The following is a 26,263-nucleotide window of genomic DNA, read 5'->3' as shown; positions in this document are numbered from 1 at the left end:
TGCTCGCACTGCCCTGAAGATCCACAGTGACTGCTTATGGCTGACTTCTGCCTTCCTCGACCGGCTGAAATCGACCCGACATTCGGAGTAAAAAAATAGATCAGTCCCCTTTCCCGGTCCCCTTTCCCCTGTCCCCTTTCCCCTTCTGGTTTCACTGCTACCACAAAGCTCCAGCCAGGCCCCAGGTCCAGACGCGAGCGACTCGGCATGCTCACGCCATCCCCGGCGTGAGCATGCGCCGATCACTCAGGTAAAGGCGAAGTCCGCCTCGGTGATCGCGGCCTGTGGGACGCCGGTCAAGGTGATACTTCCCACATCCGGCTGGCCAGTGACGGTAATGAATGCCTCACCGAACTGTTCTCCAATATCGAGACTCGCGAAGGTGAAACCGCTATTGCTCAGGTCGATCAGGTCAGTGCCGTCCTCGAAGTCGAAGATGGTGTCCGCTCCCCACACCGCACCGAACTGGAACTTGTCCGCACCGAGGCTCGGCTCGAAGAAGACGTCACCAACCATGAAGTCGTCGACACTGCTGCCCACCAATACGTCGGCGCCTACGCCGCCTTCCATGACGGCGCCGCTGGCGCCCGCGGTCAGGGTGTCGTTGCCGGCGTCACCGTCGAGGTTGGACTGGAAGCCGAAGGGGTCGTCGCCCCCAAACAGCTGGTCGTCGCCATCGCCGCCACTGGCATTGGCGAATTCCTGGACGATCAGGGTGTCGTTGCCGGAACCGCCGAGCAGCTCGTCGAAGCCCAGGCCGCTATCGATGACGTCGTCACCGCTGCCGCCATCGAGGAAGTCGGCTCCTTCCAGACCGAAGATCTGGTCATTACCGCCCAGGCCGAAGATGCGATCGTCGCCATCGGTGCCGGTGAGCACGTCATTCCCCTCGGTGCCGGCGGTGATGAGGATCGTGTTACGACCGAAGTCGCCCGCCGTCAGGTTGTGCGTGCCCTGCAGGCGCAGGGTGAAGTCGAGGCTGTCGAGCACACCGTCGTCGTTTTCGTCGGCGATCAGCCAGGTGTTGCCAGGGCGCAGGCTGTAGAACAGGTCGGTCACGCCGTTACCACCGCCCACCAGTACGGCGCCCAGTTGCGGGTTGACATTGACCTGGCCGCGGAAGAAGAACTCATTGTTGAGTTCCAGGGTGTCGCCGCCCACGACGCCAGCGCCCTGGAAGTCGACCAGGGTGTCGAAGGTGGCGAAGGGCGAGCTGGGGTTGAAGCCGGTGAAGAACTCGAATTCGTCGTCGCCGGCGCCACCGGTGAGACTGTCCTGGCCACCTTCACCCATGATCAGATCGTTGCCGGCGCCGCCATTGAGCATGTCGTTGCCGGGGCCGGCGAACAGTTCGTCGTTGCCGTCTTCGCCGAAGATCTGGTCATTGCCGTCGCCGCCGAAGAAGTCGTCGTTGCCCACGCCGCCATTGAGGACGTCGTTGCCGTCGTCGCCGTCGAGGGTGTCGTTGCCTTCGCCGCCATTGACGACGTCGTTGCCAGCGCCGCCGGACAGGGTGGTGTCGTTGCCGGCGCCACCGTTGATGATGTCGTTGCCCTCATTGCCGGTCAGAAGGTCGCGGTCGGCGCCACCATTGATAATGTCATTGCCGGTGCCGCCGGAGATCCGGTCGATGCCCGCGTCACCGTTCAGGGTGTCGTTGCCGTCGCCGCCATTGATGATGTCGTTGCCGCCATTGCCGTTGATCACATCGCCGCCGCCCAGGCCGAAGATGGTGTCGGGATCGTTGGTGCCATTGATCACGTCGCCGCCTTCAGTGCCGCGCAGGACGAAGGCGGTGGTGCCGAAGTCGCTCCTGTCCAGGTTGTGGACGCCGTCCAGCTGCACAGCGAAGTCAGTGGCGTCGAAGATGCCGTTGTCGTTGGAGTCGGCGAACAGCAGGGTGCTGGCGGCACCGAGGGCGAAGAATACTTCGGTGAAGCCGTTATTGCCGAAACCGAGGCTGGTTCCCACCGTGGGTACGTCGTTGCGGACGCCCTGGAAGACCAGGCGGTTGGGGAAGCTGGAGAGCCGCAGGATGTCGCCGCCGACCTGACCTGCACCTTCGAAGTCGGTGACGCGGTCCTGGCTCAGGGAGCTGGACTCGTTACCGGTTTCCACGGTCCAGAAGTAGCTGTCGATGCCGGCACCGCCGGTGAGGATATCGGCGCCTGATCCGCCGTCGAGAGTGTCGTTGTCGTTGCCTCCGAGAAGTGTGTCGTTGCCGAGGTCGCCGAAGAGGTCATCGTTGCCGTCACCGCCGTCGACATTGTCGTTGCCGCCAAGGGCAAACACGCTGTCGTTGCCGGCCAGGCCGGTTATTTGGTCGTCTTCCTCGGTACCGAGCAGAAAGTCATCACCCAGGGTGCCAGGGATAGTAGCCATGGTTCTACCCTCCGTTGATGGAGATGGTAAGCGTGAACTGCGTTACAGCGGGTTGAGGCTAGTTAGACAACTCCAAGGGATCGCAAGTGCGCCACTTTGACCTGACCGTTTATCGCGAATGCAGCCGCGTGTTGATGAGCCCTGTAGCATTCGCCAACCCTCCACCCTGCCACATGGCTAGCTCCAGAGTTCCAGGGCAGGAGGGGTTGAAAGGCGGTCATTGCCCGGTGAAGTAATGAAATATTGAGAAACACATAAGTCTTCCTTGAGTGAACTTTCACAAAGTTCTCCCATACAGTACTGCCCACGCAAAAAAACCCTTCCTGCGATTCAACACAGGAAGGGTTTTTTGTTTGCGGCCGATCAGTCTTTAGCCTGGCTCAACTTGGTGAACAACTCGGTCGGTACTTTCTTGCCATTGGAGATGTACTGGTTGGTGCGGAACTTGTACACCTCACCTTCGGACAGGAAACCATCAGCGTTGGTGTCCATCGCCTTGAATTCCTCAGTGCCCTTGGGCGCCACCGCCAGCAGTTCCTTGAGCGACACGCGACCGTCATCATCGGTATCGGTGCGCGCGAACGAAGCATCGCCGCACTTGCCTTCACCGCACTTGCCCTCGGCCTGGGTCTTTTGCGCGCCGGCTTCGCTGGCACCGCACTTGCCTTCGCCACACTTGCCTTCGCTGGTCTTCTCCGCGGAAGCCAGTTGATAGCCCTGAGGCAAGGCTTCAGCGGAAAACGCAGTAGAAGCGAAGTTGATACCGCCGACCAGTGCAACAGCGAGCAGGCCAATACGGGTTTTGTTCGACTGGATACGAGACATGTTGATACTCCGGATCATTTGCGCGGCTGGACCACTATTGGTCGTGCCACAAGGGTTGATAAACCTGGTTGCGAGCTGCGTTGTGCCTCTCGCTTTGGCAGGTCCATTTGGCCCCAGTGGTGTATCCGGGCTGTATCCGTGGGGAGCTGGTTTTGTATGGCTGTACGAAGATGTGGCGCCCTGATACACGGCGATACAACAAAAGCCTCAAGCTTCTAGAGTTCATTGACGACCTAGACCTTACAACTCAAGGAGCGTTAAGCATGAACGGCAAACGTATAGCAGCGGGATTGAGTCTTTTGTTCGCACTCAGTGGTGCGTGCCTGGCGGCGCCGGGCACCATCAGGTTTCAAGGCAGCATTGTGGAGCCGGGCTGTCAGTCACGCGTGGGTACGCACGGCACATTCGAACTTTATCAATGCCCGGCCCAGAGTCGCGCGATTGGGATTGAAGCAAACACCATCGCGCCAACCGCCAATGTGGTCGCAGTCGGTCAATCCAGCGTCAACGTCAAACTGCTCGCTGACAGTGGTCGGGAAGGTCGCTATTTCGATCAGCAGTATGTGTTGGTGGATGATGCAGGCTCCCCTGTCCGCTCGGGGAGCTACCTGATTACCCTCAGCATTCCCTGACAACTGAGCCGGGCTGATGTTGGCTGAGGCTTACACTGAACCTGTGGCGAGGGGGCTTGCCCCCGCTCGGCGGCGAAGCCGTCGCAAAACCTGCCTGCACTATCTGACTGAAGAAAAGCGGGGGCCGCTTCGCAGCCCAACGGGGGCAAGCCCCCTCGCCACAAATGTCATGACACTACAATTGCGAAGGTGAGGCTTAGTTCGGGTCCAGCAACCCGCCGCTCCAGTTGCGCGACACCCGGCTGCCGGTGAATTTCGCCACCCCCATGCCCTGGGGTATCAGTCGGTCGCGATAGCGCGTCACCAGGCGCCCCGCTTGCTCGGCGTGCAGTACCACTTCGGAAGATGGGTCGCCCGGGGTCCTGAGAATCCGTGCAAAGCGCTGCCCCTCTTCGACGAAATCCCCCAGCTCTTTTTCGAAGATCAGCACCCCGGGTTGCGGGGCGAGGATGGTTTCCATGTTGCCCATTTCCACGGCTTCGACGGGCCATTCTGCAGGCGCCACTGACTCATCGATGACACCGCAACCGCACAGCCAGTTGTACAGCCCTGCGGCATCCTGTTCGGCAAAACGGTCGCTGACATCGCCCTGCCCGCGCAGCTCCAGGGTCGCAGCCATCCGCCCCGCTGTGACTCCGTCGCGTATCCACGGGGCAATGATGGTTTCCTCGAAGGAGCCATCGCCGCCGTCATCCCAGATGATCGCCACGTCCATCTTCATCGCCGCCGCCAGTTCGCGGCCACGGGGCCAGAAACTGCGGTGCACGTACAGGTACGGTAGCGCCTCGTCATCGGTGTGCAGGTCAAGCATCACATCGGCCGTGGCGGCCAGTTGCACCAGTTTCTTTTGCCATTGCTGAACGCAGGTCGAAGGTCGCGCCATGGCCGCCGACTGGTCGAACGAGCGATTGAAGTTATGCCCGGTGGCGTCGTGATAACGGCCAAGGATCCGCCCCTGGCGAAACTGCCCGATGCCCAGCGGATTGGCCTGCGGCACCACGGTGATGTTGCCTTTGAGCCGGCCCTGGGTTTCGGCGGTGTGCAGTCGTTGCATCAGCAGGTGCAGGACCAGCATCCCGGCGATTTCATCGGCGTGTACGCCGGCTTGCAGGTGCACGTTTGGCCCGCTGCCGTCGCCTGCATAACGCCAGGCACCGACCCGCACGGCATCGCCATTGTTGTTGCGAACACTGAACGAAATATCCTGCGGCATTGGCTTTCCTCCCGTCATGAATGCTGAAAAACATGGTATCGCTGCTGTAGCTGGTGATTGAACAGACGTTCAACTAAGCTCGGAATCGTGGAACCTCACCCAAGGACACCCCTGTGACAACCGATGCCCCGAAAAACCGCCGCGCCGAACCCGATGACCGTCGCGAAATGCTGGTGGCCGCCACTCTGCGTTGCCTGGGCCGCGACGGTCACGCCGGGATTTCCGTACGGCGCATTGCCACCGAAGCCGGCGTGTCCGTGGGGTTGCTCAACCACCATTTCGGCAGCATCGAGGCACTGATCGCCGACACCTATCAACGGCTCGCGAACGAACTGACCACCGCCCTGCTCCAGGAAATCGAGCAGGCCCAGACACCCGCGCAAAAGATCGATGCCTTCCTGGAAGGCTCGTTCTCGCCCCGGGTCATGGACCCGCAACTGCTCGGCGTGTGGGTGGTGTTCTGGAGCCTGATCCGTCACTCCGAACACGTCAGCCAGTCCCACGAAAAAAGTTACCGCGCCTACCTCGACCTGATCCGTCAGTTGCTCGACGGGCTGGCCGCCAGCGAAGGCTTCGTGATTCACGACACGCGCCTGGCCGCCATCGGCTTATCGGCGATGCTCGACGGTCTCCGGCTCGAGTGGTGCCTGAACCCCGAGACCTTCAGCGCCGCCAACGGACTCCACATCTGCCGTTGCTGGATAAAGGGGCTGCGTCACGGAGCATTCAGCACCGACGACATCCTGTGAAGAATGCCGGCCGAAGATCATCGCCAGGGTGCCACTGACGGCGATCAGCCCGGCGCCGATCATCAGCGACATGTCCATCAGCGTGCCCCAGACCAGGCTCGACAGCGCAAACGCCCAGATCAGCCCGGTGTATTCGAACGGTGCAAGCAAGGTGGCGGTGGCGCGGCGGAAACTGGCGAACAACAGGAACTGGCCGATGCCACCCACCAGGCCGGCGCCGAGCATGCCCAGCCAGGCGGGCGTCGGTGATGGCGTGTGGGTCCACGGCAGGGCAACCGCCATGCAAATCACGAACACCACGTTGGTGATCAGCATCTGCTCCAGCACTGAGGTCTGCTCATCCACCTGACGCAACTGGATATAGGTAAACGCCCAGCACATCGCCGCCAACAGGGTCAGGACGATCGGCAACGGATCGGTCATGTTGTCGGGGCGACAGGCAATGACCACCCCGACAAAACCGATGACCAGGCTGAACCACTGCCAACCGCTGGCGCGCTCCTTGAGGATCACCGCCGCCAGCACCGTGACCATGATCGGCGCGGAAAAATACAGGGTGGTCATCTCGGCCAGGGTCAGGTCCCTGGCCGCCGTGTAGTACAGCACCCAGGCGACGATCGACAGCAAACCACGCACCACCAGCAAGCGCCGGCTCGGTGAACGCCACGCCCGCTGGATCAGGCGCAGGCGCCCCGCCAACAATACCGCGGCGACCACCACCAGGCTGCGCCAGAACAGGATGGTCACCACCGAATAGTCGGCCACCAGCCATTTGATGACCGCGTCCTGCAAGGCCAGGAACGCGTAGCCCAGGGTGCACAGGCCAATGCCCTGCAGCGAACGGTCAACCGTTGGCGAACTCATCAGACTGACCTGCGCACGGGCGTCCCGCGCCGTTCGGCAAAGGCAAACAGCGCTTCGATCAGGAACGTCAGGCAGACGTAGACGGCGGCCACCAGCAACAAGGGTTCGTACACCTGCAGGGTCTGCGCGCGGACCACGTTGGCGGCGCCGAGCAGGTCGATCACGGCGATGGTCGAGGCCAGTGCCGTGGACTTGAGCAGCATCACGGTTTCCCCGGCCAGGGTCGGCAACAGCAGGCGCAGGGCTCGGGGCAAGCGCACTCGCAACAACGATTGGCGCGCCGTCATGCCAAAGGCCGACGCGGCTTCCATCTCACCCTTGGGCACCGCCAGCAGGCCACCGCGAATCACTTCGCCGACATAGGCCCCCATCGACACCACCAGGGCGAACACGATGTACCAGTAGCCATCACGCAGGTACGGCCAGAGAAAGCTGCCACGAATCAGCGGGAACTGGGCAAACAGGCTGCCCAGCCCGTAGTAGTAGATGTAGATCTGGATCAGCAACGGCGTGCCGCGCGTCACGCTGGTGTAGAACAGGCTGACCTTGGCGATCACCTTGTTTTTCGAGATCCGTGCCAGCGCCACCAGCACCGCCAGCAGGTAACCGAACACACTCGATACCAACAGAATGACGAGGGTGGTTTGCAGCCCCCGGCCCAACAGTGCCGCGTATTCGACTATCCACGCTGGAATCATTTCATTCACTCAGCCAAAGGCATCCAGCGACGAATACGTCGCTCAAGCCGACCCGACAGATAGTTCGACGCCAGCGTCACCGCGTAATACAACGCGGCAGCCGTGAGGTAGAACAACAGATAGTGGCGCGTCGACCCCGCGCCTTGCTTGGCGGTGTACAGCAACTCGTTGGTGCCGACCACGCTGATCAGCGCACTGTCCTTGATCAGGTTGATCCACAGGTTGGCCATCCCGGCCATCGCATACGGCGCCATGATCGGCAGCGTGACTCGACGGAACAGCCCAAAACCACTCAGGCCGAACGCCTTGGCCGCTTCGATCTGGCCGAAGGGAATCGCCTGGATCGCCGCGCGAAAAATCTCCGAGGCGTAGGCGCCCTGCACCAGCCCAAGCACCACGATGGCCGCCAGCGGGCCGCTGACATTGACTACACCGTAGCCGAGCCGGGTCATCAGCGAATTGAGGAGCATGGAGCCGACGTAGTACAGCAGCAGAATCAACAGCAATTCCGGAACCGCCCGGAACAACGTGGTGTAGCCGCGCATCAGCGCTGCAATCGGCTTCGGCGCGCCGAGCTTGAGACACGCCACCACCAGTCCGATAGCCAGCCCGAGGACAAAGGCCCCGGCGGAAATCTGCAGGGTCATCCAGAGCCCCTTCAACAGCGCACTGCCCCATCCCTGCTCAGTGAAATTGATCAGATCGAACATTGCCGGCATTTCGTTCTCCAGTCAGTGACCTCGATAGCGCCACTTAACCCATGTGGGAGCGGGCTTGCTCGCGAAGGCGGTGTGTCAGTCGACATCATTGCTGAATGTCATACCGCTTTCGCGAGCAAGCCCGCTCCCACAGGGAATTTGTGTTACCCACAGGTTCTATTTTCAGGTCAGAACGCAGGCTTCACGCTGGTGCCGAAGTAGCTTTGGGAGAGGTCGTCGTAGTCCTTGCTCGCCAGCAGTTCCTGGATGGCCTTGTCGAGCTTGGCCTTGAGTTCGGTGTCGTCCTTGCGCAGGCCGGCACCCACGCCTTTGCCGAAGATCGGGTCATAAGGCACGGTGCCGAGGTAGGCCAGGTCCTTGGCATCCGGAGTCTTGATGAATGCGGCCATGGCGGTGCCGTCGGCCATCATCAGGTCGATGCGCCCGGCAATCAGGTCGGCGTTGGCCGAGTCCTGGGTGTCGTAGTACTTAACGTCGGCGATTTTTTCGTAGTAGGTCTTCAGGTAGCTGGCGCTCACGGTCGAGTTCTGCACGCCGATGATCTTGCCCTTGAGGTCATCCGGGTACTTCTTCACAGACGCCTCTTTCGGGCCGACGACGGCAATCGCCGAATCGTAGTAGGCCTTGCTGAAGGCGATCTGTTTCTCCCGTTCTTCGGTCACCGACATCGAGGAAAAAATCACGTCGATCTTCTTCGCCAGCAACGACGGAATGATGCCGTCCCACGCCACTTCCTTGATCTCGCAATCGGCTTTCATTTCGCTGCACAGCTTGTGGATCAGGTCGACTTCAAAGCCCTTCCACTCACCATTGGCCTGTTTTTCGGTGTATGGCGGATAGGGTTCGGCTGCCACCGCGAACCTGATCGGTTGCGCTTGGGCCGCGCTCATGCCGGCCAGCAATACGCAGGCCGCACCGGTCAACCAGTTTGCAAAACGTCGATTTCCCATGTTGTTTTCCCGTCTTTTTATGATGAGTTAGCGAGTCTGATGAGCGTTGACGAATTGTCGGCAACGCTCGCTGCGTGGGTGTACGAACACTTCGTCCGGCGAACCGGTTTCCTCGATCAGCCCTTGGTGCAAAAAGGCGACTTTGGAAGAGACATCGCGTGCGAAAGCCATTTCATGAGTCACCAGGATCATGGTCCGGCCTTCTTCGGCGAGGGAGCGGATCACCCGCAGCACTTCCCCGACCAGTTCCGGGTCGAGTGCCGAGGTGGGTTCATCGAACAGCATGACCTTGGGCCGCATGGCCAGGGCCCGGGCGATGGCCACCCGTTGTTGCTGCCCCCCGGAGAGAAACGCCGGGTACTCGTTGCGCTTGGCCGCCAGCCCGACGCGTTCGAGCAGTGCTTCGGCCCGTTCAGTGGCCTCCGCACGGCTTTCACGCAGGACCTGGGTCGGCGCTTCGATGAGGTTTTCCAGCACCGTGCGATGGGGCCAGAGGTTGAAGTTCTGGAACACCATGCCCAGGCTGGAACGGATGCGCACAAGCTGTTTGGCGTCCGACACCAGCGGTGCGCCGGGGCGATTCTGGTTAAGGTGAATGCTTTCGCCATCGACCAGGATGCGTCCCTGGTCCGGCACTTCGAGCATGTTGATGCAGCGCAGCAAGGTACTTTTGCCCGAGCCGCTGGCACCGATCAGGGAGATCACTTCGCCCTCGCGGGCGGTCAGGGAAACACCCTTGAGCACTTCGATATTGCCGAAGCGTTTGTGCAGGCCATCGACTTCGATCATGGTCCTGGCGGTGGCCGGTTCGACGGTCGCGGTGCTGGTCACCGTGCCGATCACCGGCCTGGGCGCTTCACCATTGAGTACCTGGACAAAGCCGCGAATGCGCTGGCAGGCCTGGGCCAGTCGCTCATCACTCAGGGTGAACGACAGCCGTACAAACCCTTGGGCCGGCTCACCGAATGCCGCGGCATCCAGTACCGAGACACCGGCTTCGCGCAGCAGGCGCCAGGCGAATTCCAGCGAGGTCAGGCCGGTGCCGCGCACGTCCACCAGCACGAACATGCCGGCATCGGGGTTGAGCACACTGATGCCCGGGCAATCGGCCAGGCCGGACACCACCAGATCGCGGCGCCGACGATAGATCTCGCGCATGCCGTGGGTGACTTCGTCATGGGACTGCACGGCCTTGAGCGCCGCTTCCATGACAAACCCGGGCAAGCCGTACAGCATGCTCAACACCAGGGTTTCGACATGGTTGACCAGGGCTTGATTGGCCACGACCCAGCCGATGCGCCAACCGGTCATGGCATGGGATTTGGACAGGCTGCCGATCACCACACAGCGCTCGGCCATGCCCGGCAACGCTGCCAGGCTTTGGTGTTCACGCTCATAGGCGAGGCTCTCGTAGACCTCGTCCACCACCACCCACAGGTCATGGGCAATGGCGAGGTCGGCGATGGCTTGCAGCTCTTCACGACCCAGCACCACACCGGTGGGGTTGTTCGGGTTGGAGAAGAAAATCGCCCGGGTGCGCGGGGTAATGGCCTTGGCCAACACGGCGGCATCGAGGCGGAAACCCGAGTCCGCCGCACAGGGCACCCGCACCAGCGTGGCGCCGGACGCCTTGAGGGTCGCTTCGTAGGTGACGTACATCGGATCGAAGGCAATCACTTCGTCGCCGGCACCGAGCAGGCACATCGAGGTGGCGAACAAGGCGTTCTGCGCACCTGCCGTGAGAATGACGTTGGTCGCCTGCAGTTCGCGGTCGATCAATTGGCTGTAGCGGCCGGCAATGGCCTCGCGCAGGGCCTGGCGACCGGCGATTTCGGTGTAGTGGGTATCCCCTTCGCGCAGGGCGTGGATGGCGGCATCGGTAATGAAATCGGGAGTGGGGAAATCCGGGTCGCCGACGCTGAGGATGATCACGTCCTCGCCGTTGCGCTGCGCAGCGCTGGCCGCGTAGTGGATATCCCAGGCGGCAACGCCTTGGCCACTGATCCGTTCAACAAAGGGTGAAAACCGCATGCCAGTGCCTCGTTCGAATTGAAGAAACGCAAGCCCGCAACCAGCCGGGGGAAGGTGGCCCTCAACATAGTCCAGACTGAACACTCGTTCAACAGAAAACTCGCGAGGCTTCGCGTTCAGCGCAAACAGGTCGTTTTCACGACAGTCGCGCCGTTTTTCAGCACGGCGCGATCAGGCGACGTGAAACGATTTTGCTGACTGCGCCAATCGCCAGGGCGACGAGGATCAGCCCGGCGGCGACCACGAACGTCAACCGCATTCCCTGTGCGATGGCTTCGGGTTGCGCTTGCAAAACATCGTTGCTGGCCGAATCGAAGGCGAACACTGCGCCCATCACGCTAGCGCCGGTGATCAAGCCAAGATTGCGCGACAACCCGAGCAAACCGGACACCACGCCACGCTGCGGCGTCGCAATATTCGACATGACGGCGGTATTGTTGGCCGCCTGGAACAGCGCGTAACCGGCGGTAATGACCACCAGTGGCACGATGTAGCCGAACGCACCGAAGCCCGTTGGCACGGCGGGCAGGATGCAAGCGCCGGTCAACATGGCAATCAATCCGAGTGTGGTGGATCGATGTGCGCCCAATCCGTCGACCCATCGACCCGCCGGTACCCCGGCCAGTGCAGCGACCAGCGGCCCCGCCGACATCACCAGGCCAACGCTCGCTGCATTCAACGCCAGTGCGCCGGTGAGATAAAACGGCCCCACCACCAGGGTGGCCATGACCACGGTCGTCACCAGCATGCTCATGGCGAAACCTGCGCTCAGTTGCAGGTTGCGGAATATCGTCAGTCGAACCAGCGGTGACTCGGCTGTGCGCTCGACGAACACAAACACGCCCGCTCCAACCATCGCCACCAGCAACAGTGCCGTGTTCAGCGGACCAAAACTGCCACGCCCGAGGGTCATCGCCAGCGCATAGGCCAGCAGTGTCAAGACCAGTACCAGGGTGCCGAGGACATCGAAAACCGCTCGATCCACCCTCTTCTCACGGCAATCTTTCGGTAAAAAACGATGCGCGAGCCCAATCGCCAAAACACCCAACGGCACATTGACCAGAAAAATCGCCTGCCACCCCAGATTGGCAATCAAAAAACCGCCGAGGGTCGGGCCGAGCGACGTGCCGATAGCCGACATGGTGCCGAGCAGGCCCATCGCACTGCCCATTTTTGCCTTGGGCACTGCCTCGCTCACCAGCGCCATGGTCAACGCCATCATGATGGCCGCGCCGATGCCCTGTAAGGCCCTTGCGGCAATCAGCAACCACAGACTGGCCGCCAGGGCGCACAGGAACGAGGCGACGGTGAACACCGCAATGCCGATCAGCAGCAATCGCCGACGGCCAATGATGTCGCCGAGCCGGCCGACGCTCACGATCAGCGCCGTGATCGCCAGCAGGTAAGCGAGCGCCACCCATTGCACTTGCTGGAAGGAGGCCGAGAACGCTGCGGCCAGTGTCGGTAAACCCACGTTGGCAATGCTGGTGCCCAGGGACGACAGCAACATGGATAACGACAGGCTGGCCAAGGCACCCCGAATCGATATGGACTTCATTTTCTCGCGACTCCGCAAATAGGTTGTCTGGAGCCTAAGCCCGCACCTAACATGGCGGAAGACGCAGCATTTGCACTTTATACGTGCATACAACGCCACACTCGAAAATGTGGGAGCGAGCTTGCTCGCGATGGGGCCCCGCCAGCCACCATTGATGTCGACTGAAACTCTGCAATCGCGAGCAAGCTCGCTCCCACAAGGATTCACTCCATGCCCGATCTGAATCTGTTGATCACCCTGAACGTGTTGCTCGAAGAAGGCAGCGTGGCCCGCGCTGCGCAGCGTTTGCGCCTGAGCCCCTCAGCCATGAGCCGGGCGCTGGCGCGGTTGCGCGAAACCACGGGTGATCCGCTGCTGGTGCGGGCCGGTCGCGGACTGGTTCCCACGCCCCGGGCGCTGGAGCTGCGTGAACGCGTCGGCGCACTCGTGCAGGATGCCGAAGCCGTCCTGCGCCCCGCCGAGGCACTGGACCTCAATCAACTGGCGCGCACCTTCACCCTGCGCACCAGCGATGGCTTCGTGGAAAATTTCGGACCACCACTGATCGCCCGCCTCCACCAGGAAGCACCCGGTGTCCGCCTGAATTTCGTGCAGAAGCTGAACAAGGACAGCACCCTGCTGCGCGACGGCTCGGTGGACCTGGAAACCGGTGTGATCGGCGAATCGACCAGCCCGGAAGTGCGGACCCGGATGCTGTTTCGCGACCGGTTCATTGGCGTGGTGCGCAAGGGTCATCCACTGGCTCGAGGCGAGATGACAGCGGTTCGTTATGCCGCCGCCCGGCACATCCTGGTCTCGCGCCGGGGCCACGAAAAAGGCGTCATGGACGACGCCTTGAATGAGCTGGGACTGACGCGCGACATTGCCACCATTGTCGCTGGCTTCTCTTCGGCGATTGCTTTGGCGCGGGCTTCAGACCTGGTCGCCAGCGTACCGCAGCGGCACGTCGGCAACCTGTGCCAGGGAATGCATTGCTTTGCCCTGCCATTCGCCACGCCGGCGATCACTGTTTCGATGCTGTGGCACCCGCGCATGGACGCCGACCCGGCCCATCGCTGGCTACGCGGGTGCGTGTGGGAGGTTTGCAGTGCGCAATGACCCGGCGGCGCTCGCCTACTCCTTCAGGATCAGCAGCGGTTCGCCTTTCTTCACGATGTAGGTCGCCAGTTCCGAGGCCTTGCCTCCACCCACGTTCTTCGCCACATGGGCGACGCCTTCAGGGATGTACAACGAATCACCGGCCTTGAGCGTCACCGGTGCCCGCCCTTCCAGTTGATACTCGAAGGTGCCGCTGATCACGTGCGCCACCTCGACGCCCGGGTGAGCATGTTTGGGTGAAGTCACGCCGTGATCGAAGTCCACGAGTACTTGAAGGACTTCGCGATCGGCAGCGCCCAGGTCTTCGCGTACCAGGTCGGTGCGATGCAGGCCCTGCTGCCAGCTTTTCATCGCCGGGGCCGGCTGTGCTTCCTGGGCTTGAGAGAGACTCGCTACAGTTGCGAGTCCTGCGGCAGCCAGAGCCAGACCAAGCTTGCCGAGGGTGTGACGGGTGTGGATACGCAACATTGTCTTTCCTCCAATTGAACCACGCCAGACCGCGCCGAAAGTGGCGCGGTGTCGGTGGTTCCATTTGAAGGCCGCCGTGTATCGCCCGGGTGTCGGGAAACGGCGGTTTTGTATGCCCCGGTAACGGCGGGCGTTGCGGATACCTACGGATACAAACCCGCAGCTGTGGGCACGCCAAATGACCACTGGCATCGTGGTCAATGCCGAAGATGAAGTGACCGCGACCCGATCCCACTCAGGTCGCGGCAAATTCAGGCTTTTGACTACGCCAGATCGAAGCGATCCAGATTCATCATCGTGAAGGGTAGCCCTGAGGGCCGCGCAGGCTGCGGTTTTCAGGCCCTCAAAAAGCCCCCTTTGGGGTTCGTATATATAGCCTGGCACCACCACGACCGTGCACACAGGTAGCCGACGACATCCCATAGACCGGCCTGCGTGGAAGCATTGGCCTCTCCTCCTGACAGACGAGCATCCAGCAGCGGTGGGCTGTGAGCCCGACCGAATTTCTCACCATCGAATCGGAAGCTCATGGCGTGTGGCGCCACCGAAAGGAGCAGCGTCAACGTCCAGCGGGTATACTCGCTGCTTCCATTTATTTTCCGCCTCACAATTCGTGCAAGAACAAAACACATAGAGGGAAGAACAAGAATGACATCACTTAAACCGGCTGAACCAATCAGCAATAATAGAGGGGAGCACGTCACAAACAAATTCGACACCATCTCTAATACAAAATCGAAACATCTGACAAACTTAATTGCCTATGTCGCACTGCTGGCAATTTGCATAGCTATATTCGAACCATTGATAAGCACGCTATCAGCAAACGCATATGACTACGTTGCTCACTTGAAGTGGGCAAGCGAAATGGAAGAAGGCCAAAAGCTGATACTGCCGCACCCGCTCTACCACCTCTTGACTATTCTCGCAAAGAACATATTTTTTATCAGCTACGCACAGTCGTCAACTATCGTAATAGTGCTGTCGATATTTTTTCTTTCAGCCTTAAACTATAAAATACTGACAGAGAACGCGCCTACAATCATCGCCATACTGTTCTCAGTCTGCCTCCTCCTTGTTACACCATTGCAACTACTCTTCCCTATAGACCAGCACCTCTATTTCGGCTACATCGGAATCAGCATTTATCACAGCCCTACCATGCTGCTTCTAAAGCCTCTCTCCCTCCTTGCTTTCTGCTATGCGCTCAAATCAGCAAACAGCACATCGAACAACGACTTGCCCAGTGGCATCGCACTCGCTCTATCTTTGTTTTTCTGCGGAATTTCAAAGCCGAATTTCTTAATGATTGTGCTGCCTGCCTTCGTGCTATTTCTCTTGGTGACCCACAGACTGAAGCCAGCACTGACGAGCAAATACATATACTTCTCATTTTTTCTCCCGATCTTCACAGTGCTTGGCCTGCAATTTTTCCAAACATTTTTCTTCCAGGGCCTCTCACAAGCTACCGGCAACACGGAAAGCCATATCGTGGTTATGCCTTTTGAGACAATGGCTCATTACTCCAACTTTCTGCTTCCGAAATTCATTCTATCGATAGCGTTTCCACTGCTGGTTTTTCTGTGTTACCCAAGAAGATTTATACAAGACAAAGCTATAATTTTTTCTTCCTGCTGCCTTTTCATGGGCTTAGTTCTTACGTATTTTTTCGCAGAAAGCGGATACAGAATGTATGACGGGAATTTCTGGTGGAGCGGGCAAATGGGGCTGTACCTGGTGTTCCTGTTTTCTGTCGCCTTCTTGTTTAAAAACACAAAAAACCTTACCAAAAAGAAAACCGATAAAATAAAATACACTCTGTGTCTAGCATTATTCTTTTTGCACGCAGCTTTCGGGTTGTTTTTTTACAGGCAGGAGCTCCTTTTTAATGCGAAATTTTGGTAAAAACCTGTCGAGCCCACAACTAAATAAGACATAAAACCATGACACCAAAAGCGGTCGGGCCACATATTTCAGTCATTGTTCCGGTTTACAAGGCCGAGAACACACTTGACGAGCTTTACTCCAGATTAAGAAAGTCCCTTGAAAGGATTTCGATCGACTTTGAAATTTTGTTGATCGAAGACTGTGGGGGCGATCGCTCCTGGCAGATTATAGAGCGCCTCGCTGAGGCCGACCCGCGGGTTCGCGGCATTCAGTTAAGTCGAAACTTCGGCCAACACTATGGAATAACCGCCGGCTTGGACGCTTGCCGAGGGCAATGGGCTGTCGTAATGGACTGCGATCTTCAAGATCGCCCTGAAGAAATTCCACGCCTCTATGCCAAAGCCCAAGAAGGTTACGACATTGTTCTAGCTTTGCGGGGAAAACGAAGCGACCCCCCGCTTAAGCGAGCAACTTCCTGGCTGTTCTACAAGACGTTCAGCTACTTGGCAGACTTTGAATATAATGGCGACAGCGGAAACTTCCGTATCATCTCCCGAAAAGTTGTAGATAACGTCTGTCAAATGCGAGAGCAACTCCGCTTTTTTGGCGCACTGGTTCACTGGACAGGCTTTGCCAGTACAGGAATTGAGATTGAGCACGCGGAACGCCTGGATGGGAAAAGCACTTATACGTTTTCAAAGCTTTGGAATTTGGCTATGGAAACAATTATCGCATACTCAGACAAGCCACTTCGACTTGCGGTAAAGCTTGGTTTCTCCATGGCCTTACTGTCATTTATTTACGGAGCCTACCTCATACTCACCACCATGCTCCATGGTGCAGTAGTGCAAGGCTGGACCAGTCTCATGGTTTCGATATTCTTCATTGGCGGCATTGTGATATCAATACAAGGCATCGTTGGAATATATGTCGGAAAGACATTTGACCAAACCAAACGGCGTCCCTTGTACATCATAGGACAGAAAACCTACGAATCGCGACGAGAGACACAAGACATAACTGCACGTAGCTCACCGTCAGCTTCCCCCGTCGAAGAAGATAGAAGGTAGTTGACTGAATGAGCTTTTTCACCTCTCCTTCTTTTGGCCAATTAATTCGCTACGGCATCGTCGGTCTAGTTAATAACTCTTTGCTTTACCTCGGGTATCTATTGATTGTGTATTCCGGGAGAGGTGAAAAACTGTCGATGACGCTAATGTATTTAACAGGCGTCGCCATTGGCTATATCGCCAACTACAAATGGACATTTTCTCAGAAAAAAAATCGGGGAGCACTAACCCGTTATGTACAGATGCATATAACCGGGTACCTGATTAACTTTATGCTCCTGTACATCCTTGTCGACATTCTGCATTACCCCCATCAGATCATTCAGATTCTTGCGATAATAGCGGTTGCGTTTTTTGGATTCTTCACATGTAAGTACTTCGTTTTTAGCGAAAACACGGCATGAGAACAAGGAGTTTTAATCATCAATACAAGACATGAGCTACCGAATCGCCAGGTCACGCTGAATCAGGTCGCGATCTATTTGGTATTGCTATTGATCATTACCCTAACTGCTAAAGCGGGCCCCGACTTCGTATGTCGCTCTGAAGGCGCATCTGCACTACTTCTGCCTTCCGCATATCCATGCCTGACCTGGCAAGCATGAAGGCTGCGTTGAACCAGTTCGTGCAAGGTGCAGCTGCTAGCCCGACTTGCGCCAGCAACAGCCCCTTCGATCGGACTGACACTTGGACCATCGTCGACAAACAGGACTTGGCCATCCAGATCGAAAGCCAGCAGAGAGGTGCTCGATTCCGGGTTATTCCTGAATGGATCATCCAGGATCATCGGCATCAGTGATGCGAGTCGTAGGCTTGCTCGCAAGTCAATCCCCTGGCTCGGGCATGGTCAGCAATTGCAGCCAGTTCGCTCGCTGGTCAGCCCGCTTGAGCGCGTCCGCAAGCACAGCTGCGACGCGGGCAGCTGTCGACTTCTTCCAAGCCGCTCAGAGTGGAAGCGTTGGCCGCCGATCTCCCATTGATCTGGCCACCGATATGCCACTTGCGGCTGTCATAACTCCAGAGTAACTTTGCACGCTGATCAGTTCTCAAAGGGATAGGTCTTAAATGGAAATCATCATAACCACGCTGCTGATTGGCTTTTCTTTGGGGGCAGTCTGGATTTTTGCCTTATTCGTTGGGTTATGTTTCCAAGTCAAGCAGTGGTGTCATGATTGGATGAACCACACCCCTTCACCGATCGAACCGAACATAGTTCTTGAAAAAGTGCTGGTGTTTGTTGGTGCGAGCAGTTTTGACCGATTCACCTGCGTCATGGTCATCCTGACTGCCCTGGTGCTCTGGCCTTTTTCCCTTGTCCTGACGGTTCCGACAATCAGAGCCTTTCGCCAGCGTGAGCGGCGCAGGGTTGAAAAATCACTGGTATGTCAAAGCGAACCAATGCAACTCTCGCCGGATACGCCGACGCCTCTCGTGACAGCTATTAATAGTCGCTCAGCCTCGAACGTTTGATTATGTAGGTGCAGAGCAACTCTGCCACCTCCCCGCGGCACTGATAGCCCTGCTGGAGACAGCAATGGCAAAAGTGTCAGACTGATTTACTGACGAGCAACCCGGTACTGCTTCCATGTCTTCAGCAGCGCAACATCGTCAGGGGTGGCGTCATCGATATCCACTGCGTCCTGCAGCGGGTTGATGGCTCGCGTGGCTTGATCCAGCAGGAAGTCCCTGGTGGAAGTGTTCGACGCCTTGATTTCTTCCAGCGACGAGCTTGGCCACAAAGACTGGACCATGATCGCCAAGGTTTATGGTCGCTGGATGCCCTCCGCTGATGTCGGAGCCGGAGGGCGAGCCGAGGCACTTTTTGCCGGTAATGCCAGCGTTATGACAACATCCCCTCTAGACAGTGCGGTTTAAGTCGAACCGGTCTAAATTCATCACTTTGGTCCACGCAGCGACGAAGTCCTTGACGAACTTCTGCTGCGCATCGGCGCAGGCATAGACTTCAGCCAGCGCACGCAACTGCGCATTGGAACCAAAGACCAGGTCAACCCGGGTGCCCGTCCACTTCACTGCACCGGTTTTGCGATCACGTCCTTCATACTCTTGCTGGGCATCCGACACGGGCTTCCACTCCACGCCCATATCCAGCAGGTTGGTGAAGAAGTCGTTGGTCAAGGCTTCCGGACGCGTGGTGAACACACCGTGTTTGCTCTGGCCGACATTGATGTCCAACCCGCGCAAGCCACCCAGCAATACCGTCATTTCCGGCGCACTGAGCGTCAGCAGTTGTGCCTTGTCGATCAGCAATTTTTCGGCCGGCACCCGGTACTGTTGCTTCAGGTAATTACGGAAGCCGTCGGCAATCGGTTCAAGGAATCCGAAGGACTCGACATCGGTCTGTTCCTGGCTGGCGTCCATGCGTCCCGGGCTGAACGGCACCGTCACACTGTGGCCGGCGTTTTTCGCAGCCTGTTCGACACCCGCGCCACCGGCGAGCACGATCAGGTCGGCCAGGGAGATTTTCTTGCCATCGGTTTGCGCGCTATTGAACTCGTTCTGGATGCCTTCGAGCTTGGCCAGCACATTGGCCAGTTGCTCTGGCTGGTTGGCCTCCCAGGACTTTTGCGGTGCCAGGCGCAGACGCCCGCCGTTGGCACCGCCGCGCTTGTCGGAGCCACGGAAGCTGGAAGCCGCCGCCCAAGCTGTAGATACAAGCTGCGAGACCGACAGGCCGGACGCCAGCACCTTGCTTTTCAGGCCCGCCACGTCACTGTCATTGACCAGCGGATGATCGACGGCAGGGATCGGGTCTTGCCACAGCAGTTCTTCGTTCGGCATTTCCGGGCCGAAGTAGCGTGAGAGCGGACCCATGTCACGGTGAATCAGCTTGTACCAGGCACGGGCGAAGGCGTCGGCCAACTGGTCTGGATTGGCCAGGAAGCGCCGCGAAATCGGTTCATAGATCGGGTCGAAGCGTAGCGACAGGTCCGTGGTCAGCATGGTCGGATCGCGCCGTTTGGACGGATCGTGTGCATCCGGAATGGTGCCGGCACCCGCGCCGTTTTTCGGCTTCCACTGGTTTGCCCCCGCCGGGCTCTTGGTCAGTTCCCATTCGTAACCGAACAGGTTCTCCAGGTAGTTGTTGCTCCACTGGGTTGGCGTGGTGGTCCAGGTGACTTCCAGGCCGCTGGAGATGGTGTCGCCACCTTTACCGGTACCGAACGTGCTCTTCCAGCCCAGGCCCTGCAGTTCGAGGCCGGCGGCTTCGGGCTCAGGTCCGACATGATCGACGGGACCCGCACCGTGGGTTTTGCCGAAGGCGTGACCGCCCGCGATCAGCGCGACGGTTTCCTCATCGTTCATTGCCATGCGCGCAAAGGTTTCACGGATATCTATCCCGGCGGAAACTGGATCGGAGTTGCCTTCAGGGCCCTCCGGGTTTACGTAGATCAGGCCCATCTGCACGGCTGCGAGGGGGGTTTCCAGAGTGCGCTCTACGGGATTTTGCCCGGCATCCTTGCCATAACGCACGTCGCCACCCAGCCACTTGCCTTCAGCCCCCCAGTAGACGTCTTCGTCCGGTTCCCAGACATCGGGGCGGCCAGCGGAAAAACCAAAGGTCTTGAAGCCCATGGATTCCAGTGCGACGTTGCCGGCGAGGACGATCAGGTCGGCCCAGGAGATTTTGTTTCCGTACTTTTGCTTGACCGGCCAGAGCAGCCGACGGGCCTTGTCGAGGCTGACGTTGTCCGGCCAGCTGTTGAGCGGCGCAAAACGTTGCTGGCCGGAACCGGCACCACCCCGACCGTCACCGGTGCGATAGGTGCCTGCGGCGTGCCAGGACATGCGGATAAAGAAAGGCCCATAGTGACCGAAGTCCGCTGGCCACCAATCCTGGGAATCGGTCATCAGCGCAGTCAGGTCGTTTTTCAGCGCCTGGAAGTCCAGGCTCTTGAAGGCTTCGGCGTAGTTGAAGTCGCCTCCCAGCGGGTCAGACTTGGGCGAGTGTTGACTCAAGATCTTCAGGTTCAGTTGGTTCGGCCACCAGTCGCGGTTCGTCGTGCCACCGCCAGCGGCGTGATTGAACGGGCATTTCGATTCAGTTGACATGGCATCTCCTCTTGATTTTGTTTTCAGCTAACCACCTTTGAGCGTGGCTCCGGATCACCGATTGATGAAATAGCTTTTCGGTATGGGATCCATAGCCTTGAGGCTATGACAGCCCCGCGATCAGTCGCTCCAGACCCTCCATTAAAGTCCCGGTCGGGGAAACTGTCGCTTCATCTTTGGAGATAGCTGATAAACAGTTCAAATCAGTAACGAGTTGCACAGTGGATGAGCAGCATTGGCTGCAAGGACGTTGTCATCAGGGCATTCCTGTATTCAATAAAAAACCGGCCTTTCAGCCGGTTTTTTATGTCACTCAACAGCACTTCGGTCCGGCTTTACTGCCGTAACGGGCCTCCTGGCGCTCGCGGAAGAACGCCTCGTAGTCCATCACCGGTTTGTCTGGGTGCTTGGTCTGCATATGCTCGACGTAGTTGTCGTAGTCGGGCATGCCGACCATCAGGCGCGCGGCCTGACCGAGGTATTTACCGAGGCGACTCAGGTCATTGAACATGATCAGGCATCCGGCAGCGCTTGATATGGCGCTTCTTTATCCGTGCGTTCCTTGGTGCCCCAGGCAGCGATGCCGACCTTGAGCGCAAAGAACAGGATGCTGAACACCACGAACAGGAACAGCGCAGTCAGGGTCGCGTTGGTGTAGGCGTTGAAGATCACATGCTGCATCTGGTCGATGCTCTTGGCCGGGGCCAGCACCTGTCCATTGGCCAGCGCATCACTGTACTTCTTCGCCAGGGCCAGGAAGCCGATCGCCGGGTTGGCGTCGAACAGCTTGATGAAGCCGGCGGTGGTGGTGCAGATCAGCAGCCATACGGCCGGCAGCAAGGTCACCCACACATAACGCTGGCGCTTCATCTTGATCAGCACCACGGTGCCGAGCATCAGGGCGATACCGGCCAGCATCTGGTTGGAGATGCCGAACAGCGGCCACAGGGTGTTGATGCCACCCAGTGGATCGATCACGCCCTGGTACAGCAGATAACCCCACATGGCCACGCAACCGGCGGTGGCCACCAGGTTGGCGGTCCAGGATTCGGTGCGTTTGAGCGCCGGCACGAAAGAGCCGAGCAAGTCCTGGAGCATGAAGCGACCGGCACGGGTACCGGCGTCGACTGCGGTGAGGATGAACAGCGCTTCGAACAGGATCGCGAAGTGGTACCAGAACGCCATGGTGTTTTCACCTGGCAGAAGCTGGTGCAGGATCTGCGCGATCCCGACCGCCAGGGTCGGCGCGCCGCCGGCACGGGCCAGGATGGTGGTTTCACCGATGTCATGGGCGACCGCTTGCAGGGCTTCCGGGGTAATGGCAAAGCCCCAGCTGCTGACGGTTTGTGCAACCGCGACCGCATCGGCACCGACTACGGCGGCCGGGCTGTTCATGGCGAAGTACACACCCGGATCGATGACCGAAGCCGCGACCATGGCCATGATCGCCACGAACGACTCCATCAGCATGCCGCCGTAACCGATGTAACGGGCATGCCCCTCACTGGCGAGCAGCTTGGGCGTGGTGCCGGAAGCAATCAGCGAGTGGAAACCGGAGACCGCGCCACAGGCGATGGTGATGAACAGGAACGGGAACAGACCGCCCTTCCAAACCGGACCGGTGCCGTCGACGAACTGGGTCAGGGCCGGCATTCTCAGCTCGGGCATGGTCACCAGGATGCCGATGGCCAGGGCGACGATGGTGCCGATTTTCAGGAAGGTGGAGAGATAGTCACGGGGTGCCAGGATCAGCCACACCGGCAATACCGCCGCGACAAAACCGTAACCGATCAGCATCCAGGTGATCTGGATACCGGTAAAGGTAAAGGCCTTGGCCCACACCGGATCCGCGGCAATCTGCCCGCCGAGCCAGATCGAGCCCAGCAGCAACAGCACGCCGATCACCGAGATTTCACCAATGCGACCCGGGCGGATGTAGCGCATGTAGATGCCCATGAACATCGCGATCGGGATGGTCGCCATTACCGTGAAAATGCCCCAAGGGCTTTCGGCCAGGGCCTTCACCACGATCAGCGCCAGCACCGCGAGGATGATGACCATGATCAGGAAGCAGCCGAACAGCGCGATGGTGCCGGGGATGCGGCCCATTTCCTCACGGACCATGTCGCCCAGGGAACGACCGTTGCGGCGGGTGGACATGAACAGGACCATGAAGTCCTGCACGGCACCGGCCAGCACCACGCCGGCGATCAGCCACAGCGTGCCGGGCAGGTAGCCCATCTGCGCCGCCAACACCGGGCCGACCAGCGGACCTGCACCGGCAATGGCCGCGAAGTGGTGACCGAACAGGACATGTTTGTTGGTCGGCACGTAGTCCAGACCATCGTTATTGAGCACAGCCGGAGTGGCTCGATTGGGGTCGAGCTGCATCACTTTGTTGGCGATGAACAGGCTGTAGTAGCGGTAGGCAACGAGGTAGATGGCGACGGCTGCGACTACGATCCACAGGGCGTTGATCGCTTCGCCGCGGCGCAGGGCCACGACACTCAGCGCAATCGCTCCCAGGACAGCCACGGCAAACCAGGCGAGGTGTTTAGCCAGACGGGGCATAGCGTGTCTCCTGCCGACAGCCAGTGACTGCGGCGGTAATTTTTATAATTGTGTCCGCAGTGCGGAGCTGGCCCAATATCTGCGCATGTCGTCCACAAATAAATCCGCGTTACTACGTACGTGGCGTCTACGTAGTTCTACGTAGATGACGCCGATCTCCCTGTGGGAGCGGGCTTGCTCGCGAAGGCGGTGGATCAGTCAATATTGATGTCAGCTGACCCACCGCTTTCGCGAGCAAGCCCGCTCCCACATTGGTTTCGCATTTCACCCCGGCCAATGGTCATTCCGTCCAACAAGGCTATGTATCTTTGGCATATGATCCCGAGCCTTCGCGCGGGCAGGAGTCAACATGCAGCTCAAACACAAGATCGTCGCCCTCGGGATTCTGCCGCTGGTGCTGGCCATTGCCGTCATCTGCGCGCTGGTGATTTCCCTCAATCGCCAATTGGGCGATCAACAGGCGCAACTGATCGAAGACAGCATTCTGGCGAGCAAGCGCGCGGAGCTGAAAAACTACGTGGAAATGGCCCAGAGCCTGATCGCGCCCCTGTACGACGACGGCCACGGCGATGCCCGTGCCCAACAACAAGTGCTGGAAGAACTGCGCAAGCTCAGCTTTGGCATCAACGGCTACTTCTTCGTCTACGACCACGAAGGCCGCAGCCTGATGCATGCGCGCCAGTCGGAACTGGTGGGCCAATACCTGTGGGACATGAAAGATCCCCACGGCCTGCCGGTGATCCAGGCGCTGCTCAAAAGCGCGCAATCGGGCGAAGGTTTTCAACGCTATGCCTGGAACAAACCCTCCTCCGGCCAGGTGACCGACAAGCTCGCCTACGTGGTGATGCTCGATCGCTGGGGCTGGATGCTCGGTACCGGCATCTACCTCGAGGATGTCGAACGCGCCACCCAGCAGGCCCGTGCCGAAGTGGCCATGGGCATCCGCAAGACCATGATGGCGATTGCCGTGGTCGCCCTCGTCGCGGTGCTGTTCGTATTCGCCACCGGCATGACCCTGAACGTCAGCGAGCATCGCCTGGCGGACAAGAAACTGCAGCGCCTGACCCAACGCATCGTCAGCCTGCAGGAAGAAGAACGATCACGGGTGTCCCGCGAGTTGCACGACGGCATCAGCCAGGTGCTGGTCTCGATCAAGTTCCAGTTCGAACTGGCCAGCCATTTGCTGGAACGCGGACAGGCCCCCGACAAGGGCTTGAGCACGCTGAAAGACGCCACCGAGCGCCTGGGCGATGCCATCGGCGAAGTCCGCAGCCTCTCCCATGATCTGCGCTCGTCCCTGCTCGACACCCTCGGCCTGCCGGCGGCCATCGGCCAATTGGCTGCCGAATTCGAACAGCGCAGCGGGCTGACCGTGACCTATGACGAAAATGAATTCGACTGCCAATTGGTCGACGGCGCGGCTGTTTCGCTGTTCCGAATCGTCCAGGAAGGACTGACCAATATTGAACGCCACGCCCGGGCGAAGAACGTGTCCATTACACTGCGCGGCTGCGACGAGTCCGTGCGGCTGACGGTGGTCGACGACGGTATCGGTTTCAACGTCGCCCAGGTCGAACGTCGTCAGGCTGGCATTGGCTTGCGTAACATCCGCGAACGCGTCGAACATTTTGGCGGGCGCTTCGAATTGATCTCGATGCCGGGCAGAAGCGAGCTGGATGTGCGGCTGCCAATGAAACCAGACGCATAACGCTGACCCGGCCCAAAACTACAAGAGTGAATAGCTGCGATGAACCTGCCCTCCCCGATCCGCGTCGCCCTGGTCGACGATCACTCCCTGGTCCGCGACGGAATCAAGGCGCTGCTGGCCGTGATGTCGCCCCTGGAAATGGTCGGTGAAGCGGAAAACGGCGCCGCGGCCATCAAGATGGTCGGACGTTGCCAGCCGGACCTGCTGCTGGTCGACATCAGCCTGCCGGACATGAACGGCCTGGAACTGACCCGCGTGCTGCGCAGCCAGTACCCGTCGCTCAAGGTGCTGGTGCTGAGCATGTACGACAATTACGAATACGTCAGTGAATCGGTGCGCTCCGGCGCCAGCGGCTACGTGCTGAAGAACGCCCCGTCACGGGAAATCATCGCCGCCATCGAAGCCATCACCAGCGGCGGAACCTTCTACAGCGCGGAAATCGCCCAGCGGCTGATCGCCGACAGGAACACCGACAACGAACTGACCCCGAGGGAAAGCCAGGTGTTGTCGAAGATGGCGCAGGGGTTGAACAACAAGGAAATGGCCCGGGAACTGGACATCAGCGTGCGCACGGTGGAAACCCATCGCCTGAGCATCCGACGCAAGCTCAACATCGACAAGCCGGCGGCGCTGGTCAAATACGCGATCGATCATGGGCTTATTTCCCGCTAACACCGCGAACCCTGTGTTCACTGCAAAAACCTGTGGGAGCGGGCTTGCTCGCGAAGGCGTTGTGTCAGTCGACAACATTGCTGGCAATGCCGACGCC

General features: G+C 59.1%; 22 protein-coding genes and 1 pseudogene. 9 read left to right on the top strand and 14 right to left on the bottom strand.

The window, feature by feature from the left end:
- Positions 1-246: 246 nt before the first annotated feature.
- Together KGB29_RS05565 and KGB29_RS05560 are read right to left on the bottom strand one after the other, a co-directional pair.
- Positions 247-2,382, bottom strand: coding sequence for a calcium-binding protein (locus KGB29_RS05565; RefSeq protein WP_150814389.1), 2,136 nt, complete (start codon positions 2,380-2,382; stop codon positions 247-249).
- A gap of 363 nt (positions 2,383-2,745) precedes the next feature.
- Complete coding sequence (locus KGB29_RS05560) at positions 2,746-3,207, bottom strand: hypothetical protein (RefSeq protein ID WP_150814388.1); 462 nt, start codon at positions 3,205-3,207, stop codon at positions 2,746-2,748.
- A 263-nt stretch (positions 3,208-3,470) separates the two neighbouring features.
- Here KGB29_RS05560 and KGB29_RS05555 point away from each other — a divergent pair, with 263 nt between their 5' ends.
- Positions 3,471-3,839, top strand: coding sequence for a type 1 fimbrial protein (locus KGB29_RS05555; RefSeq protein WP_150814387.1), 369 nt, complete (start codon positions 3,471-3,473; stop codon positions 3,837-3,839).
- Positions 3,840-4,035: 196 nt separating this feature from the next.
- Here KGB29_RS05555 and KGB29_RS05550 read toward each other — a convergent pair whose 3' ends face one another.
- Positions 4,036-5,052, bottom strand: coding sequence for a succinylglutamate desuccinylase/aspartoacylase family protein (locus KGB29_RS05550; RefSeq protein ID WP_150814386.1), 1,017 nt, complete (start codon positions 5,050-5,052; stop codon positions 4,036-4,038).
- Positions 5,053-5,219: 167 nt separating this feature from the next.
- On the opposite strand from KGB29_RS05550, the pseudogene KGB29_RS05545 reads away from it, so the two are divergent.
- Positions 5,220-5,705 (top strand): annotated as a pseudogene (locus tag KGB29_RS05545) (TetR family transcriptional regulator C-terminal domain-containing protein); the annotation flags it as partial.
- Here KGB29_RS05545 and KGB29_RS05540 read toward each other — a convergent pair.
- The 6 genes from KGB29_RS05540 to KGB29_RS05510 form a co-directional block, all read right to left on the bottom strand.
- The gene (locus KGB29_RS05540; protein ID WP_150814384.1) at positions 5,661-6,665 is read right to left on the bottom strand and encodes a DMT family transporter; all 1,005 of its coding nucleotides are present in this window, start codon (positions 6,663-6,665) and stop codon (positions 5,661-5,663) included. The pseudogene KGB29_RS05545 and the gene KGB29_RS05540 sit on opposite strands and share 45 nt — an antisense overlap.
- On the bottom strand, positions 6,665-7,363 hold the full coding sequence (locus KGB29_RS05535; protein ID WP_150814383.1) for an ABC transporter permease subunit: 699 nt from the start codon (positions 7,361-7,363) through the stop codon (positions 6,665-6,667). Before KGB29_RS05535 ends, KGB29_RS05540 begins: the two co-directional genes overlap by 1 nt.
- 5 nt (positions 7,364-7,368) lie before the next feature.
- Positions 7,369-8,082 (bottom strand): ABC transporter permease, encoded by a 714-nt coding sequence (locus KGB29_RS05530; RefSeq protein ID WP_150814382.1) that lies wholly within the window; start codon positions 8,080-8,082, stop codon positions 7,369-7,371.
- A gap of 167 nt (positions 8,083-8,249) precedes the next feature.
- Positions 8,250-9,032, bottom strand: coding sequence for a transporter substrate-binding domain-containing protein (locus KGB29_RS05525; protein ID WP_090456270.1), 783 nt, complete (start codon positions 9,030-9,032; stop codon positions 8,250-8,252).
- Between the two features lie 27 nt (positions 9,033-9,059).
- The gene (locus tag KGB29_RS28705; RefSeq protein WP_150814381.1) at positions 9,060-11,063 is read right to left on the bottom strand and encodes an aminotransferase class I/II-fold pyridoxal phosphate-dependent enzyme; all 2,004 of its coding nucleotides are present in this window, start codon (positions 11,061-11,063) and stop codon (positions 9,060-9,062) included.
- A gap of 157 nt (positions 11,064-11,220) precedes the next feature.
- Complete coding sequence (locus tag KGB29_RS05510) at positions 11,221-12,639, bottom strand: MFS transporter (RefSeq protein ID WP_371319471.1); 1,419 nt, start codon at positions 12,637-12,639, stop codon at positions 11,221-11,223.
- 192 nt (positions 12,640-12,831) lie between these two features.
- On the opposite strand from KGB29_RS05510, the gene KGB29_RS05505 reads away from it, so the two are divergent.
- Positions 12,832-13,719: a LysR family transcriptional regulator gene (locus tag KGB29_RS05505; protein ID WP_150814379.1), complete on the top strand. Its 888-nt coding sequence runs from the start codon at positions 12,832-12,834 to the stop codon at positions 13,717-13,719.
- Between the two features lie 15 nt (positions 13,720-13,734).
- Here KGB29_RS05505 and KGB29_RS05500 read toward each other — a convergent pair whose 3' ends face one another.
- Entirely contained in the window at positions 13,735-14,187 is a 453-nt protein-coding gene (locus tag KGB29_RS05500; RefSeq protein WP_150814378.1) for a cupin domain-containing protein, read from the bottom strand.
- Between the two features lie 648 nt (positions 14,188-14,835).
- Here KGB29_RS05500 and KGB29_RS05495 point away from each other — a divergent pair.
- From KGB29_RS05495 to KGB29_RS05480, 4 genes are all read left to right on the top strand, one after another.
- Complete coding sequence (locus tag KGB29_RS05495) at positions 14,836-16,092, top strand: hypothetical protein (RefSeq protein ID WP_150814377.1); 1,257 nt, start codon at positions 14,836-14,838, stop codon at positions 16,090-16,092.
- Between the two features lie 38 nt (positions 16,093-16,130).
- Positions 16,131-17,144 carry a glycosyltransferase family 2 protein gene (locus KGB29_RS05490; protein ID WP_150814376.1) on the top strand — a complete coding sequence of 338 codons (1,014 nt, stop codon included), beginning with the start codon at positions 16,131-16,133 and terminating at the stop codon, positions 17,142-17,144.
- Between the two features lie 8 nt (positions 17,145-17,152).
- Positions 17,153-17,548 carry a GtrA family protein gene (locus tag KGB29_RS05485; RefSeq protein ID WP_150814375.1) on the top strand — a complete coding sequence of 132 codons (396 nt, stop codon included), beginning with the start codon at positions 17,153-17,155 and terminating at the stop codon, positions 17,546-17,548.
- 661 nt (positions 17,549-18,209) lie between these two features.
- On the top strand, positions 18,210-18,614 hold the full coding sequence (locus tag KGB29_RS05480; RefSeq protein ID WP_150814374.1) for a hypothetical protein: 405 nt from the start codon (positions 18,210-18,212) through the stop codon (positions 18,612-18,614).
- Between the two features lie 86 nt (positions 18,615-18,700).
- On the opposite strand, the gene KGB29_RS05475 is transcribed toward KGB29_RS05480, so the two are convergent.
- The 4 genes from KGB29_RS05475 to KGB29_RS05460 all read right to left on the bottom strand — a co-directional run bounded on the left by KGB29_RS05475 (position 18,701) and on the right by KGB29_RS05460 (position 23,786).
- Positions 18,701-18,895 carry a tail fiber assembly protein gene (locus tag KGB29_RS05475; protein ID WP_150814392.1) on the bottom strand — a complete coding sequence of 65 codons (195 nt, stop codon included), beginning with the start codon at positions 18,893-18,895 and terminating at the stop codon, positions 18,701-18,703.
- Between the two features lie 106 nt (positions 18,896-19,001).
- On the bottom strand, positions 19,002-21,215 hold the full coding sequence (gene katG, locus KGB29_RS05470) for a catalase/peroxidase HPI (protein WP_150814373.1): 2,214 nt from the start codon (positions 21,213-21,215) through the stop codon (positions 19,002-19,004).
- Between the two features lie 313 nt (positions 21,216-21,528).
- Positions 21,529-21,726 (bottom strand): YbdD/YjiX family protein, encoded by a 198-nt coding sequence (locus KGB29_RS05465; protein ID WP_007976534.1) that lies wholly within the window; start codon positions 21,724-21,726, stop codon positions 21,529-21,531.
- A 2-nt stretch (positions 21,727-21,728) separates the two neighbouring features.
- A complete protein-coding gene (locus KGB29_RS05460) occupies positions 21,729-23,786 on the bottom strand; it encodes a carbon starvation CstA family protein (RefSeq protein WP_150814372.1) in 2,058 nt (685 codons plus the stop codon).
- Positions 23,787-24,135: 349 nt separating this feature from the next.
- Here KGB29_RS05460 and KGB29_RS05455 point away from each other — a divergent pair, with 349 nt between their 5' ends.
- Together KGB29_RS05455 and KGB29_RS05450 are read left to right on the top strand one after the other, a co-directional pair.
- Positions 24,136-25,494, top strand: coding sequence for a cache domain-containing protein (locus tag KGB29_RS05455; protein WP_150814371.1), 1,359 nt, complete (start codon positions 24,136-24,138; stop codon positions 25,492-25,494).
- A 39-nt stretch (positions 25,495-25,533) separates the two neighbouring features.
- Positions 25,534-26,166, top strand: coding sequence for a response regulator (locus tag KGB29_RS05450; RefSeq protein WP_150814370.1), 633 nt, complete (start codon positions 25,534-25,536; stop codon positions 26,164-26,166).
- Positions 26,167-26,263 lie beyond the last annotated feature (97 nt).

The sequence above is a fragment of the Pseudomonas sp. BF-B-30 genome, assembly GCF_019956305.1.
In the GTDB taxonomy this organism is placed as follows: Bacteria; Pseudomonadota; Gammaproteobacteria; order Pseudomonadales; family Pseudomonadaceae; genus Aquipseudomonas; species Aquipseudomonas jessenii.
The sequence above is the reverse complement of the archived record's forward strand: the minus strand, read 5'-3'. Positions and strand labels throughout refer to the sequence as shown.

Excerpts from the sequence above, each read along its gene's own strand:
- KGB29_RS05565 (WP_150814389.1), bottom strand. The coding sequence starts at position 2,382 with ATGGCTACTATCCCTGGCACCCTGGGTGATGACTTTCTGCTCGGTACC.
- KGB29_RS05560 (WP_150814388.1), bottom strand. The coding sequence starts at position 3,207 with ATGTCTCGTATCCAGTCGAACAAAACCCGTATTGGCCTGCTCGCTGTT.
- KGB29_RS05555 (WP_150814387.1), top strand. The coding sequence starts at position 3,471 with ATGAACGGCAAACGTATAGCAGCGGGATTGAGTCTTTTGTTCGCACTC.
- KGB29_RS05550 (WP_150814386.1), bottom strand. The coding sequence starts at position 5,052 with ATGCCGCAGGATATTTCGTTCAGTGTTCGCAACAACAATGGCGATGCC.
- KGB29_RS05540 (WP_150814384.1), bottom strand. The coding sequence starts at position 6,665 with ATGAGTTCGCCAACGGTTGACCGTTCGCTGCAGGGCATTGGCCTGTGC.
- KGB29_RS05535 (WP_150814383.1), bottom strand. The coding sequence starts at position 7,363 with ATGATTCCAGCGTGGATAGTCGAATACGCGGCACTGTTGGGCCGGGGG.
- KGB29_RS05530 (WP_150814382.1), bottom strand. The coding sequence starts at position 8,082 with ATGCCGGCAATGTTCGATCTGATCAATTTCACTGAGCAGGGATGGGGC.
- KGB29_RS05525 (WP_090456270.1), bottom strand. The coding sequence starts at position 9,032 with ATGGGAAATCGACGTTTTGCAAACTGGTTGACCGGTGCGGCCTGCGTA.
- KGB29_RS28705 (WP_150814381.1), bottom strand. The coding sequence starts at position 11,063 with ATGCGGTTTTCACCCTTTGTTGAACGGATCAGTGGCCAAGGCGTTGCC.
- KGB29_RS05505 (WP_150814379.1), top strand. The coding sequence starts at position 12,832 with ATGCCCGATCTGAATCTGTTGATCACCCTGAACGTGTTGCTCGAAGAA.
- KGB29_RS05500 (WP_150814378.1), bottom strand. The coding sequence starts at position 14,187 with ATGTTGCGTATCCACACCCGTCACACCCTCGGCAAGCTTGGTCTGGCT.
- KGB29_RS05495 (WP_150814377.1), top strand. The coding sequence starts at position 14,836 with ATGACATCACTTAAACCGGCTGAACCAATCAGCAATAATAGAGGGGAG.
- KGB29_RS05490 (WP_150814376.1), top strand. The coding sequence starts at position 16,131 with ATGACACCAAAAGCGGTCGGGCCACATATTTCAGTCATTGTTCCGGTT.
- KGB29_RS05485 (WP_150814375.1), top strand. The coding sequence starts at position 17,153 with ATGAGCTTTTTCACCTCTCCTTCTTTTGGCCAATTAATTCGCTACGGC.
- KGB29_RS05480 (WP_150814374.1), top strand. The coding sequence starts at position 18,210 with ATGGAAATCATCATAACCACGCTGCTGATTGGCTTTTCTTTGGGGGCA.
- KGB29_RS05475 (WP_150814392.1), bottom strand. The coding sequence starts at position 18,895 with ATGGTCCAGTCTTTGTGGCCAAGCTCGTCGCTGGAAGAAATCAAGGCG.
- katG (WP_150814373.1), bottom strand. The coding sequence starts at position 21,215 with ATGTCAACTGAATCGAAATGCCCGTTCAATCACGCCGCTGGCGGTGGC.
- KGB29_RS05465 (WP_007976534.1), bottom strand. The coding sequence starts at position 21,726 with ATGTTCAATGACCTGAGTCGCCTCGGTAAATACCTCGGTCAGGCCGCG.
- KGB29_RS05460 (WP_150814372.1), bottom strand. The coding sequence starts at position 23,786 with ATGCCCCGTCTGGCTAAACACCTCGCCTGGTTTGCCGTGGCTGTCCTG.
- KGB29_RS05455 (WP_150814371.1), top strand. The coding sequence starts at position 24,136 with ATGCAGCTCAAACACAAGATCGTCGCCCTCGGGATTCTGCCGCTGGTG.
- KGB29_RS05450 (WP_150814370.1), top strand. The coding sequence starts at position 25,534 with ATGAACCTGCCCTCCCCGATCCGCGTCGCCCTGGTCGACGATCACTCC.